At 60.1% G+C, this 15,293-nt stretch carries 11 protein-coding genes; 4 read left to right on the top strand and 7 right to left on the bottom strand.

All coding sequences use genetic code 11. The features are described 5' to 3' along the window. Window position 1: 1 nt before the first annotated feature. From dndD to dnaA, 7 genes are all read right to left on the bottom strand, one after another. Window positions 2–1,981, bottom strand: coding sequence for a DNA sulfur modification protein DndD (dndD, locus tag CAP38_RS12515; protein ID WP_086121757.1), 1,980 nt, complete (start codon window positions 1,979–1,981; stop codon window positions 2–4). 5 nt (window positions 1,982–1,986) lie between these two features. Then, complete coding sequence (gene dndC, locus CAP38_RS12510; RefSeq protein ID WP_086121756.1) at window positions 1,987–3,528, bottom strand: DNA phosphorothioation system sulfurtransferase DndC; 1,542 nt, start codon at window positions 3,526–3,528, stop codon at window positions 1,987–1,989. 2 nt (window positions 3,529–3,530) lie between these two features. After that, window positions 3,531–4,667 (bottom strand): DNA sulfur modification protein DndB, encoded by a 1,137-nt coding sequence (dndB, locus tag CAP38_RS12505; protein ID WP_086121755.1) that lies wholly within the window; start codon window positions 4,665–4,667, stop codon window positions 3,531–3,533. Between the two features lie 244 nt (window positions 4,668–4,911). Beyond that, complete coding sequence (locus CAP38_RS12500; protein ID WP_086121754.1) at window positions 4,912–6,714, bottom strand: DUF262 domain-containing protein; 1,803 nt, start codon at window positions 6,712–6,714, stop codon at window positions 4,912–4,914. Window positions 6,715–7,167: 453 nt separating this feature from the next. Beyond that, window positions 7,168–9,783, bottom strand: a complete 2,616-nt coding sequence (gene gyrB / locus CAP38_RS12495) for a DNA topoisomerase (ATP-hydrolyzing) subunit B (RefSeq protein WP_179188544.1) — start codon at window positions 9,781–9,783, stop codon at window positions 7,168–7,170. An 81-nt stretch (window positions 9,784–9,864) separates the two neighbouring features. Beyond that, window positions 9,865–10,971: a DNA polymerase III subunit beta gene (gene dnaN, locus CAP38_RS12490; protein ID WP_086121753.1), complete on the bottom strand. Its 1,107-nt coding sequence runs from the start codon at window positions 10,969–10,971 to the stop codon at window positions 9,865–9,867. Between the two features lie 94 nt (window positions 10,972–11,065). Beyond that, complete coding sequence (gene dnaA / locus CAP38_RS12485; RefSeq protein WP_086121752.1) at window positions 11,066–12,472, bottom strand: chromosomal replication initiator protein DnaA; 1,407 nt, start codon at window positions 12,470–12,472, stop codon at window positions 11,066–11,068. A 197-nt stretch (window positions 12,473–12,669) separates the two neighbouring features. Between dnaA and rpmH the strand changes: the two genes are divergently transcribed. From rpmH to yidC, 4 genes are all read left to right on the top strand, one after another. Next, window positions 12,670–12,804 carry a 50S ribosomal protein L34 gene (gene rpmH / locus CAP38_RS12480; protein WP_070399696.1) on the top strand — a complete coding sequence of 45 codons (135 nt, stop codon included), beginning with the start codon at window positions 12,670–12,672 and terminating at the stop codon, window positions 12,802–12,804. A 79-nt stretch (window positions 12,805–12,883) separates the two neighbouring features. Beyond that, entirely contained in the window at window positions 12,884–13,312 is a 429-nt protein-coding gene (locus tag CAP38_RS12475) for a ribonuclease P protein component (protein ID WP_086121751.1), read from the top strand. After that, window positions 13,302–13,589 (top strand): membrane protein insertion efficiency factor YidD, encoded by a 288-nt coding sequence (gene yidD, locus CAP38_RS12470; RefSeq protein WP_086121750.1) that lies wholly within the window; start codon window positions 13,302–13,304, stop codon window positions 13,587–13,589. The genes CAP38_RS12475 and yidD overlap by 11 nt, the downstream gene beginning before the upstream one ends. Then, window positions 13,586–15,277: a membrane protein insertase YidC gene (gene yidC / locus CAP38_RS12465; RefSeq protein ID WP_086121749.1), complete on the top strand. Its 1,692-nt coding sequence runs from the start codon at window positions 13,586–13,588 to the stop codon at window positions 15,275–15,277. Before yidD ends, yidC begins: the two co-directional genes overlap by 4 nt. Window positions 15,278–15,293 lie beyond the last annotated feature (16 nt).

The following is a 15,293-nucleotide window of genomic DNA, read 5'->3' as shown; positions in this document are numbered from 1 at the left end:
GTCACACCTTGCTGAGTTCTTGAAACGGCCCGACATGCGAGGAACGAGTCTGATCCGAGAATTCGATCTGATAGGCCTTGGAGGTGTACCTGGCCATGGCATCAAAGACGGTCCCTTCGACTTCCTCGTCCGTCGAAAGCACGAGTACTTGATGGGACACCTTTGCGAAGAAGCGACGGATGAGTGCCTCTCGATGGGTTCTGTCCAGTCGTGCTAATGGCGTATCAACCACCACTGGAAATTGACCTTTTCGCTCCCTGATTAGAGCGCTCAACACAGCAATCGCCAGTAGCTGGCGCTCACCAGCCGAAAGACGTTCCATCGGAAGTTCTTTGCCATGACCGCCTACGATGGTGACCTCGTACGAGTCAGGATCAACCCGTACAGCAGTTACCAGGCGCTGCTTGCGCATCAGTGCCTGGAACTCTTCGGTAATCTTCTCGGAGAGCCACTTTGCTTTGGAAGCGAGTAGCCGTTCTTTGAATGCGGCCAGTACGGCGCGTGATCGCATAGCTGCACCGATGGCTTTGGTGCTATGTGCATTACCTTGAAAGTCTTTGCTCATTCGAGCACGTGCAGCATTGGCGCGAACCGACGTGTGTTCGAGTAGCGAAAGCTGCTCTTCAAGCTGCTTTTTGACGAAGGCCAGACGCTCGTCGGCACGCGCCTGCTCTTCCGCTTTTTTCTTGAGATCGGCCAGTACCTCTGCAAGCTGATCCTTGGCTGGAATAGAGGCCAGCGAACGCTCCATTTCCCCCAGCTTTCGCTTTGCATCTGCAAGGGCAGCTCTTGCCTTTTCATGCCGATCACTGGAGATACGAATCGCCGCCTCTAGGCTTTCTGGCTCGGGGGCAGGGACGAGGAAGACTTGGCGCTGTGCCGCTGCTGTGTAGCGTTTGGTGTCTGAGGATAGCGCCGCTCGAAGTGCGTCTAAGGAAGAAGAGGGCAGTTCATCGCGCAGCTTCTTTAGTACACGCTGATCCCTCCTTTGGATTTCGCTCAACAGCTGCTTGTTGGCATGCGTGTCTTGCTGTTTTGCCCATTCCGTCTTGTAGCTATTCCAGAGGCTCCCAGCGAGTGCCAAGGGTGCAAGGGGGTCTGCCAGGGCTTCCCTGACAGACTGTGCTGCTACGTTCACCTCTTCTCGTGCAGCTTGTTCTGCGGCTCGGATTTCGGCTGCTCTCTCGTAGGCGCCTAGGCCGGATCGCTGAGCCTGTTGGGAGGCACGCTCATAGGTGGTGCGAGCCTTTTCTGCTTCTTGTTCTGCCGTGGGCAGGCTACCGCGCAGAACGTCAACAGCCGCTTGGGCTGCGTTTTGCTGACCCTCAAGCACCTTGAGTTCTGTACGGGCTTGTTCATAGTCCCCGCTCGCCTCTTTCGCTTGGAGCAGGGCGCGCCGCTCAACTGCGACCAAGTCCTTCTGGAGCGCGTCGATCCCGCCAATACCTAGGAATGCCTCTGTCGCACGCCGCAGCATTTCTGGGAGTGTCTTGGGGTTGGCCAACGCTTCGATTTTTTCGCCGTCAAACAAGAAGAGCTGCAGTAGCTCCGCCGGAAGAATGCCGTCGAGGTATTCCGTCCAGTCTTGTGCGAGCTGAGGGTCTTCGTTCTCGTCCCGGGTAACGATGGTTCGTTCTTGCAGCTTGGTGCCGAGTTGCCACTGTCGGCTGATCGTGATGTTCTCCCGCTCGCCATTGGCCTCCACTTGAAGGTCCAAGACGATCTGTGCAGGCCCCTCAGCATCGTCTCGGTGAAGGCTCCGAATAAGCTGCTCGTATTCGGCGGCGCGCCCAGTCCCGATGGCTTTCGCCCCGTACAGAGCGATCTGCAGACAGTTGAGCAGGGTGGTCTTGCCGCTACCGTTGAGTGCGCGTACCAATATGATGGGCTTGTTCGACAGAACCCTGAGATCAAGATACTGGCGCTCCAGGTAGGGGCCCAGGTTCTGAATCCCGATCCGCTTAAACGTAACTTTGGCCATGGGGTTCAGCTCAGCATGGGATCGTTAACGATGGGTATGACCCGGCGGTCACCGGAGATTGGTTCGGCCTCATAAGTAGCAAGAGGCTCCTCTGCGGTCTGGTCTTTGAGGTGCTCTTTCGCAAATTCGAGGGCATCGTTTTCGTCTAGAAAGGCGAAATCCGTCAGCACGCTTTGAAGCTCATCGAGCTGGCCTGAACGGGACCGGCTTTGTAGCCCTCTAAAGCTCGTTGCCAGCAGTGTTCTCGTCAGCTTGTAAAGCTCATCAGACCGTTGGCGTGTAGTAACGCCATCATCCACTGGCAGGTTGTCGTCCACCCATTCCGCCGCCACTTCGCGCAGCAACGTAAGGTCTCCTTCGTCCAGAGGTGTGATGTCCAGGTCTTTGCCGGGGTAGGTGTGGCCCGTTGCTTCTTGGTACAGCAGTGGTACGAGGTCTTCGATCTCGCCTTTCTCCGACACCCAAATTCGTCGGATTTCCTCAAGCTCATCTAACCCGATGAGCTCCAGGTCAGGTCCGACGGTTGTTGGCATGGCTTGCTGAACAGCGACCTGTGTTTTAAGCAGCTCACGCAGGAGTTCGGACCTTCTTTCTTGGGTGTATGGGCCGTGAACCAAACGGTCGTTCATCAAGATCAGTCGGCCATTCATTCGCCTGAAGTCGCGCAGATGTCGGTCTTCAACAGCCAAGAACTTGTCCCGGAAGTCCATGATGGGCTGCATCCAGGCCTTTGCCTCATCGTTCTGGATCATGGCCGCCATGGATTTGTCTTGCGAAACCATCGTGCACACGTAGCAGCCGAAGCGACTGTCTCCGCAGCTGGGTGTGGACTTGTCCACCACGATGGGGCACTCCGCATCGGGGGTGGCACCTCGGTAAATGTCAAACAGATCCTGGTTGTGAATGCCCCAAGGATTGGGGTTCTCGATGACGTATTCCCAAACGTCGTCGCTGCTCCAGGACTCGATCGGCAAGTACACCCACACCCGTGACAGCTTCGGGTCTTTGTTGCGACTCAGGCGGTCTCGGGTGCTTCCCTTGTAGTTCTCGATGACTTTGTCTCGAGCCGCGCTCTCGCCCTTGCGCTGGCCGAGCACCAGGATGGCTTCGCCATTCGCTTCGGACAGTTCCTGGATGAACTTGGTGGATGCGCTGATCTTGAGGCGGTCGGTACACCAGCGAAACTTTGCCCGGGGCGCAGGGTAGCCCTTGCCAATCAGGTTCACCCAAAAACGGTTCTCCAGCGTTGGAGTCAAGCGATGGGGCTGGATGTTCAAGCCTTGTTGCTTGGCGGCAAGCTCCATTTGCTTGAGCGAAACCTCTACCCACAATGCGATCACTGGGTTTTCGACCAGGGTATCTGTGCTGATGACGTGGATGGGTTTGAACCGTCGCCGGTCCTCAGGCAGCTGCGCGACTGCGTTCCAGATCAGTTGCAGCGAGGCTGTTGAGTCCTTCCCCCCGCTGTAGCCGATGATCCACGGCAGTGAATCCGACAAATACAGATCCTGGATCTCTTTGATGATGTGGGTAGGCGTAGTGGCCATGCTCAGCTCCTGGCGGTCTTTGTTTTGGGGATGCGCGCTGCCATGAGTGCAGTCTCCGCGTGTTGCTCTTCCGGTGAAAGCTTGAGCCCCAGGACCCGTTTGATCTCGTTGGCGGTCAGCGTCACGTTCTGCCCCGACTTGGCCATCGCCCCGCCCACCATGGCGCGTCCTTCCCAGGCTTGTGCGTTGGTGCGGGACCAGTCCACCTTGCGCAGGCGCTGAAGTCGCTTCTTTACCTCGCCGGGGTATTGCTCATAGAGGCTGCGTCCGGCACGCCCCAAAGCCTGCAACACGATGGCATGGCAATGGATGAAGTCTTTTCTGACTTCGCCGGCCGTCATCTTGGATTCGCGCACGTACAGCCACTCTGGGATCTGTTCGCACACCGCTTCCCAAAACTCTTGGCTACGTTGCGTGGCCATGGGAAAGTCTTCTGCCTGCTTTTCAGGGAGCAGTTCTTGGGTGGCGAAGTGAAGTGCGCTGAGCGTGAACAGCTTGCGCGATCTTGCGGACAGCGTAGAGCGCTCAGACTCAACCAGGTTCTTGAACACAGGTGAAGTCAAGCTGAGGTGCTTGGCCACTTTCCCGGTTGCGTTTCGGTGGTCATAGAGAACACCAAGAGATGCTGATGGTTTGACTGCGTGCCTGTTAAGGTCAGCAAACATCTGCTGACATCGCTGCAGTCCTCGGTCAACGAAGAACACTACTGCTATGGTTTCATCACCGAGTTCAGGTGCTTGCTGCAGTGCCGCTTCGATTGCAGCTCTGCGGTGTTGACCATCATTGATGATGAACCTGCTGTCCATAGAGACAGTCAGCGTTCCAATGCGCGAGGCAGTGTCAGAGTCCTTGCTGGTGGGTGTGAACTGGACATCCCCGTCGATGGACGCGGTGATCGCTGAGAACGTGTAACTGCTAGCGTTCTCAACGATGTAGCGCGCAATCTCCGGGACGCGCGCCTTGTTCAAGGTGCGCTGCGCGCGCAGCTCAGGCTGTAGCTCCTCGTCGTCGAACTGAAACAGCTTCGGCAGTAGCCGAAGCGGGCACATCGAAACAAAGAACTCCCTGCTTGCTTGGACGCCACGTATCGCAGGGAACGAATAAGAGAACTGAGCCGGTGATGTAGACGAGTCAAGCATGTTTGCATAATATCATACAAACAAGGCGCTGAACGCCTGCAAACAATTCGCAGGCTAGCTATGGCGACCAGTGGGAATAGATAGATAAGTCTTCGTGATTTCTACATACCCTCCTCCTGCCCGTATTGCGGTCACGGGATTTTTTGAGCTTTTAAGTTGCGATCGTTATGGCGAACTAATGCATTTGTCATGATTCACCGCGTCGAATCAGGATATTTGGATTCATTTGACGGGTTCAGTGGTCTTACAGTGGCCAAGCTTTTGCCGCCCAGTTCCTGGCAAGATCTCTTTGTCTGGCCTCAATGCTGCTGTAATTCCACTCTCCGTTATCAAGATAGCTCTCGATTGTCAGTGGCGACAATAGGCTGTGGTTTCCGGAGGTGTAATCGAGGCCTGAAGGATCTTTAATTTTTAGAGCAATTGATTTGTTTTTTAATGACTTATTTATATTGGCTGTGAGTGGGATTAAGTTGCCCACGCGCCAGAGGTAATCTCTATAGGTGGCGCTGCTTTCTTCTTTAAGGAGGGCTGCTTTTGGCCAATGCGCCGATGTAGGAGTCTTGGGCATTATGTGCTCAAGGTTTTGGTCGACTCCGTGGTCACATGGATTAGTGCCACCTAATCGGACTTTCTCCAAATAGTAGACAGTAAAGTATGCAAGCTTGGTATTGGTGAAGGAGGCTTCTTCAAAGCGCTTTATAAAAATATCGTCGGGAGCGTAAGTTTGGAAAAGCCCTCTTATTTCATCCACAGGCTTACCTGCCTCTATCAGCTCACAAGCTTTGCCGATTGCAGCCGTAAAATTCTCAAGCGGATCTTCCAGTACCTTCATGTATCTGAACGCGAAATTGAGTACCGCTTCAACATGATCATGGAAAGTCTTAGGGTTTTCGCTGTGTGCTCTAAATGCTGTAATTAGGTAAGGGTAGCAATGCCGGACGTTCAGAACATTCTTTATGTCCTTAAGCATGTACATTGTTTCTTGTTTCCATGCGGCATCAAATGAGTCTGTGACTCCCTCCAAGGCCTGGGCATCCGTTGCAAGACCTACAGCGTACTGCTTGGCCAGCGCGGAGGTTGATGTGATGGACTTCACTCTGTCATACAGCTTATTTGCCTTGACTGCTCCATACCTTGAGATAAACGAGAAATGAACAAAATCTGGCATTGAAATCATTTCAATGCTTTCAATTGTTTGCCTGGCCGATTGCCAACTCTCTGCAACGTCGTCAAGGTCGGCTTGGCTGCAAGTTTTTAAAATTTCATTTTTAATCAGATCTGATTGAGACAGGGGGATGCCACGGTTGTTTAGGGATTCGAAAATGGCATATGCGTTGGTATATGACATGGCCCGTATTCGGAGGATGATTACCCCTTCTACAAGCAGTTGCACAAATGAAATCAGGCGCTTAACTCGCTTTTCGTCTGACTCGGTCTTGGCGAGGAAGATGTCTAACTCCTTGTAACCTACGGTGATGGCTTCCTTCATCTTTGAAAATGGGGATCTTCTCCGTGAGAGTCGGTCTTTGCACCATTGTTCGTTCCAATATAGTTCTTTTTCTTCTCTCGATCTGCGCTTAAATGTGCTTTCAAAGAAAAACTTGCTGATCTCTTCATCTGAAAATGTCAGCTTTGGGACAAAGTCTCCGGCCTCCGGCTGGGCGAGTAGCCCCCCGAGCTGAGTCTTCCAGGACTGAATCCTTCCATCAGGATTCTTTTGAGACGCGAGCGCATCGTAACAAATTGCTGCTATTGTAGTTAGAGAGGTTAAACGCTGCTGCCCATCTACAACTTCGAAAGGCTTGTCGTCGTCAGAGTCAATAACTACCATTGCGCCGAGAAAATAACCTTCAGGACGAATAAGATCTTCATTCGCGTCAGCGTATTGCTTATAGTGATCGATTAGATCATTCCATAGGGCCTTTACCTGTTTGCCCTGCCACACAAAATCCCTCTGATACACAGGGATGTAATTGAAATTCTTAAACAGGTCGTTGACATTGACAGGAGTTCCTTTGACGACTGATGTTGGCTGTACAAGTGGCATCTTTTTCCTTTGTGGCAAGACAATAGAGCGAGTGGGGCTGTGACCCAGCCGTTGATAATCAAATTTAATGTCTGAGAACTGCGGAGACCGGCCTGCCTGTCACAACGACTTCTACACACGGTTTGTGAGACCTGGATTGTCTACTGAAGGGCTGACCTTTTTCAAGGCTCGAGGGGCGCCGCAATTTCGCAAAAGCGCAGTTGACTGTACTTGTTTTGACGCATTAATAGCAACCATTGATTGGGATGGATGCAGTGCGTTCTCTGCTGGTGCGACTGTGGATCGGTGTGAGCGAGTTGATCTTGCTTTTGCGTCTCAGGCGGGAATGCAGCCTTTTGAAAAATAAAAAGCCACAGGCTTCTATGCAGCCAGTGGCTTTTCGTTTATTGGACAAGAAAGGCACTCTGGGTTACGAGCATCTCCCCGCAGTTCGCGTTTGTAGCGAAGACGTAATCAGACGTCGATGTTCCCCGCCCGCAGCGCATTCGTCTCGATGAAGTCCCGCCGCGGCTCCACCTCGTCGCCCATGAGCATGGTGAAGACCTTGTCGGCCTCGATGGCGTCCTCGATCTGCACGCGCAGCAGGCGGCGCACGTTGGGGTCCATGGTGGTTTCCCAGAGCTGCTCGGGGTTCATCTCGCCCAGGCCCTTGTAGCGCTGGCGGCTGGTGGCGCGTTCGGCTTCGCTGATGAGCCACTGCATGGCCTGGCGGAAGTCGCCCACCTTCTCTTCGCGCTGCTTGTCGCCTTCGCCGCGCATGACGCGGGCGCCCTCGCCCAGCAGGTCGCGGAAGGTGGTGGCGGCGTGGGCCAGGGCGGCGTAGTCGGCACCGTGCACAAAGTCCTGGGTGATCACGCTGCTCTTGATGTTGCCGTGGTGGCGGCGGCTGATGCGCAGCACCGGCTTGTCGGTGCGGTTGTCGAACTCGGCCGCCACTTCGGCGGGCACGCCGGTGGTGGAGAGTTCGCGCAGCTTGGCCTGCAGCGCCTGGGCGCTCGCGGCGGCACCTTCCATGTCGTCGAGCTGGATGGACACGCCGTCGGCCATGGCGCGCAGCGCCTCGGCGTCCATGAAGGCGGACAGGCGCGCGATCACGCCCTCGGCCACCTGGTGCTTGCGGGCCAGTTCGGCCAGGGTGTCGCCTTCCAGCGTGGTCGGGCTGGCGCCGCCGGTGCTCACCTTCGCGTCTTTCAAAGCGATGCGCAGCAGGAAGCCATCGAGTGCGGCAGCGTCCTTGAGGTAGAGCTCTTCCTTGCCGGCCTTGACCTTGTAGAGCGGCGGCTGCGCGATGTAGATGTGGCCGCGCTCCACCAGCTCGGGCATCTGGCGGTAGAAGAAGGTCAGCAGCAGGGTGCGGATGTGGGCGCCGTCGACGTCGGCGTCGGTCATGATGATGATGCGGTGGTAGCGCAGCTTGGCCACGTCGAAGTCGTCGGCCCCGCTCTTGCCGTCGGTGCTGCCGGCCTTGCCGATGCCGGTGCCCAGGGCGGTGATGAGGGTCAGGATCTCGTTGGAGGTCAGCAGCTTCTCGTAGCGGGCCTTCTCCACGTTCAGGATCTTGCCGCGCAGCGGCAGGATGGCCTGGAACTTCCGGTCACGGCCCTGCTTGGCCGAGCCGCCGGCGGAGTCGCCCTCCACGATGTAGATCTCGCACAGGGCGGGGTCCTTCTCCTGGCAGTCGGCCAGCTTGCCGGGCAGGCCCATGCCGTCGAGCACGCCCTTGCGGCGGGTCATCTCGCGTGCCTTGCGGGCGGCTTCGCGGGCGCGGGCGGCCTCGACGATCTTGCCGCAGATGATCTTGGCGTCGTTCGGGCGCTCCTGCAGGTAGTCGGTCAGCAGGCGGGCCACCACGTCCTCCACCGGACCGCGCACCTCGCTGGACACCAGCTTGTCCTTGGTCTGGCTGCTGAACTTGGGCTCGGGCACCTTGACCGAGAGCACGCAGCACAGGCCTTCGCGCATGTCGTCACCGGTGACCTCGACCTTCGCCTTCTTGGCGAAGTCGTTGTCGTCGATGTACTTGTTGATCACCCGCGTCATGGCCGCGCGCAGGCCGGTGAGGTGGGTGCCACCGTCGCGCTGCGGGATGTTGTTGGTGAAGCACAGCACCTGCTCGTTGTAGCCGCTGTTCCACTGCATGGCCACTTCCACGCCGATGTTGGTGCCCTGGTCGCTCGCGCGGTCGCCCAGCGCGTGGAACACGTTGGGGTGCAGCACCGTCTTGCCCTTGTTGATGAAGTCCACGAAGCCCTTGACGCCACCGGCACCGGAGAAGTCGTCTTCCTTGCCGCTGCGTTCGTCCTTCAGGCGGATGCGCACGCCGTTGTTCAGGAAACTCAGCTCGCGCAGGCGCTTGGACAGAATCTCGTAGTGGAAGTCGGCGTTCTCGCGGAAGATTTCGTAATCGGGCAGGAAGTGCACTTCGGTGCCGCGTTTTTCGGTCGCGCCGGTGATGCGCATGGGCGAGATTTCGACGCCGGTGGGGGTGGCTTCGATGATGCGGTTCTGCACGAAGCCGCGCGCGAATTCGAGCTGATGCACATGGCCTTCACGGCGCACCGTGAGGCGCAGCCATTGAGAGAGCGCGTTCACGCAGCTCACGCCCACGCCGTGCAGGCCGCCCGAAACCTTGTAGCTGTTCTGGTTGAACTTGCCGCCGGCGTGCAGTTCGGTCAGCGCGATCTCGGACGCCGAGCGCTTGGGCTCGTGCTTGTCGTCCATCTTCACGCCGGTGGGAATGCCGCGGCCGTTGTCCACCACGCTGATGGAGTTGTCGGTGTGGATGGTCACCACGATGTCGTCGCAGTGGCCGGCCAGTGCCTCGTCGATGGAGTTGTCGACCACCTCGAACACCAGGTGGTGCAGGCCGGTGCCGTCGGAGGTGTCGCCGATGTACATGCCCGGGCGCTTGCGCACGGCCTCCAGGCCTTCCAGGATCTGGATCGAGCCCTCGCCATAGCCTTCGCTGGCACCCGCCTGGTGGGCGTCAATGACAGGCTGGAAATTGGAGCTGGCGGCGCTGGCCGAACCGGTGTTGACGGAATCGGCGGGCTTGTTGGCTTCGGACATGGTGAAGTTTCTCGATCTCAGTAAGCGCCAAACCCGCGGTGTGCGCGGGTTTGGAATGCGGGGGCAACCAGGGTTCTGGCGTCAGATGCGCATCGGCATGACGACGTATTTGAAAGCGTTGTCGTCGGGGTTGGTCACCAGCGCGGAGCTGTTGCCGTCGGAGAGTTCAACGCGCACCATCTCTTGCGACATGTTCTGCAGCGCGTCGATCAGGTAGGTGACGTTGAAGCCGATCTCGATGGTGTCGCCGCTGTAGTCGATGTCGAGCTCGTCCACCGCCTCTTCCTGCTCTGCGTTGCTGGAAGCCACCCGCAGTGAGCCCGGCTCCACATTCAGGCGCACGCCCTTGAACTTCTCGCTCGTCATGATGGCGGTGCGCTGCAGCGAAGCCAGCAGCGGCACGCGGCCCAGCGTCACGATGTTCTTGTGGTTCTTCGGGATCACACGGTTGTAGTCGGGGAACTTGCCCTCGACCAGCTTGGTGACGAACTCCATGCCGTCGAAGCTGAACTTGGCCTGGTTGGCCGCGAACTGCATCTCGATGGCGCCCTCCTTGTCGGAGAGCAGGCGCTGGAGTTCCAGCACGGTCTTGCGCGGCAGGATGACTTCCTGCTTGGGCACGTCCACGTCCAGCGTGGCGCTGGCAAAGGCCAGGCGGTGGCCGTCGGTGGCCACCAGGCTCAGCTGCCTGCCTTCGGCCACGAACAGGATGCCGTTGAGGTAGTAGCGGATGTCGTGCACCGCCATGGCGAACGACACCTGGCCCAGCAGGCCCTTGAGCGTCTTCTGGGGCACGCTGAACACCGGGCCGAAGCTGGCCGATTCCTGCACCAGCGGAAAGTCTTCGGCCGGCAGGCTCTGCAGCGTGAAGCGGCTCTTGCCGCCCTTGAGCACCAGCTTGCCGGCATTCGACTCCAGGCTCACCGTCTGGTCGCCCGGCATGGTGCGCAGGATGTCGATCAGCTTGCGCGCACCCAGCGTGGTGGCAAAGCTGCCGTCGTCGCCGTCCAGGGCCGCGGTGGTGCGGATCTGGATCTCCAGGTCGCTGGTGGTCAGCTGCACCGCCGAGCCGGTCTTGCGCAGCAGCACGTTGGCCAGGATGGGCAGCGTGTGGCGGCGCTCGACGATGCCGGCCACCGACTGCAGGGCGGCCAGGACTTTGTCCTGGGTCGATTTGAAAACGATCATGAACGGCTCTTTCGACGGAGTTGCTCGACGGGGAACGGGTTCGGCGGGTTTAAACCGTGTTTATTTTCGCTGGTTTGAGGGGGGCTTTCCCGCCTCACCCTTTGAGGGTTTGTTCGAGGACGTGCAGCTGCTGGTTGAGTTCGCTGTTCTGCTGCCGCTCGGCGGCGATCTTGCGCACCGCATGCAGCACCGTGGTGTGGTCCCGGCCGCCGAACAGCTCGCCGATCTCGGGCAGGCTCTTCTGGGTCAGCTCCTTGGCCAGGAACATCGCAATCTGGCGCGGCCGGGCGATGCTGGCCGGGCGCTTCTTGGAATACATGTCGGCGACCTTGATCTTGTAGAAGTCGGCCACCGTCTTCTGGATGTTCTCCACGCTGATCTGCCGGTTCTGGATCGACAGCAGGTCCTTCAGGGCGTCGCGGGCCAGCTGGATCGAGATCTCGCGCTGGTTGAAGCGCGAATAGGCCAGGATCTTGCGCAGCGCGCCTTCGAGCTCGCGCACGTTGGAGCGCACGTTCTTGGCCACGAAGAAGGCCACTTCCTCGGGCATGACGGCATGCTCCACCGCCGCCTTGTTGATCAGGATGGCCACCCGCATCTCCAGCTCCGGCGGCTCGATGGCCACGGTCAGTCCGGAGTCGAAGCGCGAGACCAGGCGCTCGTGGATGTCGGCCAGACCCTTGGGGTAGGTGTCGCTGGTCAGCACGATGTGGCTCTTCTTGGCCAGCAGCGCCTCGAAGGCATTGAAGAATTCCTCCTGCGTGCGTTCCTTGTTGGCGAAGAACTGCACATCGTCGATCAGCAGCAGGTCGAGCGAGTGGTAGCGCTCCTTGAACTCGTCGAAGGTCTTGCGCTGGTAGGACTTGACCACATCCGAGACGAACTGCTCGGCGTGGATGTAGAGAACTTTGGCCTGCGGCCGCTCGCTCAGCAGGTGGTTGCCGATGGCGTGCACCAGGTGGGTCTTGCCCAGGCCCACGCCGCCGTAGATGAACAGCGGGTTGTAGAGCTGGCCCAGGCTGCCGGCCACATGCATGGCCGCCGCGCGCGCCATGCGGTTGGCGGAGCCTTCGACCAGGGTGGAAAAGGTCAGGGCCGGGTTCAGCCGGTTGCGCGTGCCGCTGGGGGCGGCGGGTTCCGGCGGAGCCACGTCGGGCAGCTCGGCCAGCAGCTGGTCCTGCATGCTGCGGGGCGCGGGCATCGTGCGGCTGGGGCCCTCACGCGGAGCAAGCGCCAACTCCAGCAGCACTTTCTCGCCGGCCAGGGTTTCCAGGGCGGCGCTGATGCGGGTGGCGTACTGGGCGCGGATCCAGTCCATCTTGAACCGGTTGGCCACCGACACCACCACCTTGCGGCGGTCGCCACTCACCTGGGCCACCAGCGGGCGGATCCAGGTGTTGAACTGCTGTTCGGGGATGTCCTGGGCCAGCTGGTCAAGGCAGGCCGCCCAGAGGCCGTCGGCGTCGGGCAGGTCGGAATCGGAGGCGAAGCCCTCGGTCATGCGGAAAAATCGGGAGTTGTTGTTGTGGACAAAGGGCTCGGGCCAGGGGGCGGATTCTACCGATGCCGATCAGTTATCCACAAGCCGGGTTACACCCGTGGCAGACCCGGTCCGGGCAGGGGCCGTACACCGGAACTTGCCGGCGGGCGGCCTTTCTGGCGATAATTGCGGGTTTCCCCGATTCTTACCCACCCATCATGAAACGCACCTACCAGCCCTCCAAGATCCGCCGCGCCCGCACCCACGGCTTCCTCGTGCGCATGAAGACCCGCGGTGGCCGCGCCGTGATCAACGCACGCCGCGCCAAGGGCCGCAAGCGCCTGTCGGTCTGAGTCCGACCCCCTGAACGCTCCTGGAACGCCGGTGCCCGAGCACACGGCCGACCCTCGGGACCCGGCTCCGGCCTTGCCGGTGCAGCGTCTGCGGTCCCGACAGCAGTTTCAGGTCGCCATGGCGGGATCACCTGTGGCCAAGACCGCCCACTTCGCGCTGCACCGCAGCCCGGTCGACGGTCCAGCCGGCGCGGCCCCTGCAGCCGCCGGCCGCCCCCTGTTTCCAGTCACCGCACCGTGGCTGGGCGTTGTCCTGCCCAAACGCTGGGCCAAGCGGGCCGTGACCCGCAATGCCATCCGGCGCCAGATCTACGAATCGGTCCGCCCGCTGTCCGGTCAGCTGCCGGTGGCGGTGCATGTGGTGCGCCTGCGTGCCGGATTCAGCCGCGAGCAGTTCATCAGCGCCAGCTCCGACGTGCTCAAGCGCGCCGTGCGTGCCGAGCTGGCGCAGCTCTGGTCCCGCGCCGGTCTGGGCGCCCCCGCCGGGAACCCTTCCCATGTGGGCTGATCTGCCTCGCCAGATCCTGATCGGCCTGGTGCGCGGCTACCGGCTGCTGCTGAGTCCGTGGCTGGGCAGCCAATGCCGGTTTGCGCCCACCTGCTCGGCCTACGCCCTGGAAGCCTTGCAGCGCCATGGTGCGGCGGGCGGCAGCTGGCTGGCGGCCCGTCGCCTGGTGCGCTGCCATCCGTGGTGCCAGGGCGGTCTTGATCCGGTGCCCGATCAGTCCCGTGGCCTGTTCACCGGCCTCCTATCCTCCTCTCGTGCAAAGAAGAACCCGTCATGAATGACATCCGTCGGTCCATCCTGTGGGTGGTGTTTGGTCTGTCCATGGTCCTGATCTGGGACAAGTGGCAGATCCACAACGGCAAGCCCGCCACGTTCTTCCCCGGTGCCACGCCGCCGGCCGCCACGGCGCCCGCCGCTGGCGCAGCCCCGGCCAGCGGGCAGGCCGCCGTGCCGGCCGCTCCCGCTGCTCCGGCCGGGTCGGCGCCTGCGGCCGCACCGGATGCCGCCGCCACCCGCCACGAGGTGCGCACCGACCGCATGGTCCTGACCTTCAGCAGCGAGGGCGGCGCCCTCATCGGCGCCGACCTGCTGGCCCACCGCCAGTCCACCCGCCAGAGCAAGACCCGCGACGACGGCCCGTTCACCCTGCTGACCCAGGACGGCCAGCACGTCTACGTGGCCCAGACCGGCCTGATCGGCGGCAGCTTCCCCACCCACAAGACGCCCATGACCCTGGTGGGCTCGCCCACCGCGCTGGCCGACGGCCAGGACACCCTGGATGTGGTGTTCGAGTCGGCCGATGTCGGCGGCGTCAAGCTGGTCAAGACCTACACGCTCAAGCGCGGTTCGTACGTCATCGACGTGCGCCACGATGTGGTCAACACCGGCACCGCCCCGGTCAGCCCGCAGCTGTATGTGCAGCTGGTCCGCGATGGCAGCAAGCTCGACAGCGAGACCCCGTTCTATTCCACCTTCACCGGCCCGGCCGTCTTCACCGCCGAGCAGAAGTACCAGAAGGTCGAGTTCAAGGACATTTCGGCCAACAAGGCCAGCTTCGTCAAGAGCACCAGCGACGGCTACATCGCCATGGTGCAGCACTACTTCGCCACCGCCTGGCTGCTGGCCGACGGCGTGGCCCGCGAGAACTTCGTGCGTGCGGTCGACAGCAACCTGTTCTCGGTGGGCAGCATCGTGCGCCTGCCCGAGATCGCCCCGGGTCAGCGCGAGACCAGCCAGGCCCGCCTGTTCGTGGGCCCGCAGGAAGAGAAGGTGCTGGAAACCATCGCCCCGGGTCTGGTGCTGGTCAAGGACTATGGCTGGCTGACCATCCTGGCCAAGCCGCTGTACTGGCTGATGGAGAAGATCCACAGCTTCGTGGGCAACTGGGGCTGGGCCATCGTCCTGCTGGTGGTGCTGATCAAGGCGGCCTTCTACTGGCTCAATGCCAGTGCCTACCGCAGCATGGCCAAGATGAAGGCCATCAATCCGCGCATCATGGAGATGCGGGAGCGCCTCAAGAACAACCCCCAGCAGATGCAGCTGGAAATGATGAAGATGTACAAGGAAGAGAAGGTCAACCCGCTGGGTGGCTGCTTCCCCATCCTCATCCAGATCCCGGTGTTCATCGCCCTGTACTGGGTGCTGCTGTCCAGCGTGGAGATGCGCAACGCGCCTTGGCTGGGCTGGATCAGCGACCTGTCGTCGCCCGATCCGTTCTACATCCTGCCGCTGGTCATGGCCGTGACCACCCTGATTCAGACCGCGCTCAACCCGCTGCCGCCGGATCCGCTGCAGGCCAAGCTGATGTGGTTCATGCCCCTCATCTTCTCGGTCATGTTCTTCTTCTTCCCGTCCGGCCTGGTGCTGTACTGGATCACCAACAACGTGCTGACGATCGCCCAGCAGGCGCACATCAACAGCCGCATGGGGGTGCCGTTGAAGTTCAACATGCCCAAGTTCAAGTGACCCCCCTGCGCCGCTG

This window comes from Hydrogenophaga sp. IBVHS2 (genome assembly GCF_002127215.1).
Classification (GTDB): domain Bacteria; phylum Pseudomonadota; class Gammaproteobacteria; order Burkholderiales; family Burkholderiaceae_C; genus Hydrogenophaga.
This window is presented reverse-complemented; position numbering and strand designations above follow the sequence as displayed.

Coding starts and splice junctions, on each gene's coding strand:
- yidC (WP_086121749.1), top strand. CDS start 13,586: ATGAATGACATCCGTCGGTCCATCCTGTGGGTGGTGTTTGGTCTGTCC.
- dnaA (WP_086121752.1), bottom strand. CDS start 12,472: ATGACCGAGGGCTTCGCCTCCGATTCCGACCTGCCCGACGCCGACGGC.
- gyrB (WP_179188544.1), bottom strand. CDS start 9,783: ATGTCCGAAGCCAACAAGCCCGCCGATTCCGTCAACACCGGTTCGGCC.
- dndB (WP_086121755.1), bottom strand. CDS start 4,667: ATGCTTGACTCGTCTACATCACCGGCTCAGTTCTCTTATTCGTTCCCT.
- CAP38_RS12500 (WP_086121754.1), bottom strand. CDS start 6,714: ATGCCACTTGTACAGCCAACATCAGTCGTCAAAGGAACTCCTGTCAAT.
- yidD (WP_086121750.1), top strand. CDS start 13,302: ATGTGGGCTGATCTGCCTCGCCAGATCCTGATCGGCCTGGTGCGCGGC.
- rpmH (WP_070399696.1), top strand. CDS start 12,670: ATGAAACGCACCTACCAGCCCTCCAAGATCCGCCGCGCCCGCACCCAC.
- dnaN (WP_086121753.1), bottom strand. CDS start 10,971: ATGATCGTTTTCAAATCGACCCAGGACAAAGTCCTGGCCGCCCTGCAG.
- dndD (WP_086121757.1), bottom strand. CDS start 1,981: ATGGCCAAAGTTACGTTTAAGCGGATCGGGATTCAGAACCTGGGCCCC.
- dndC (WP_086121756.1), bottom strand. CDS start 3,528: ATGGCCACTACGCCTACCCACATCATCAAAGAGATCCAGGATCTGTAT.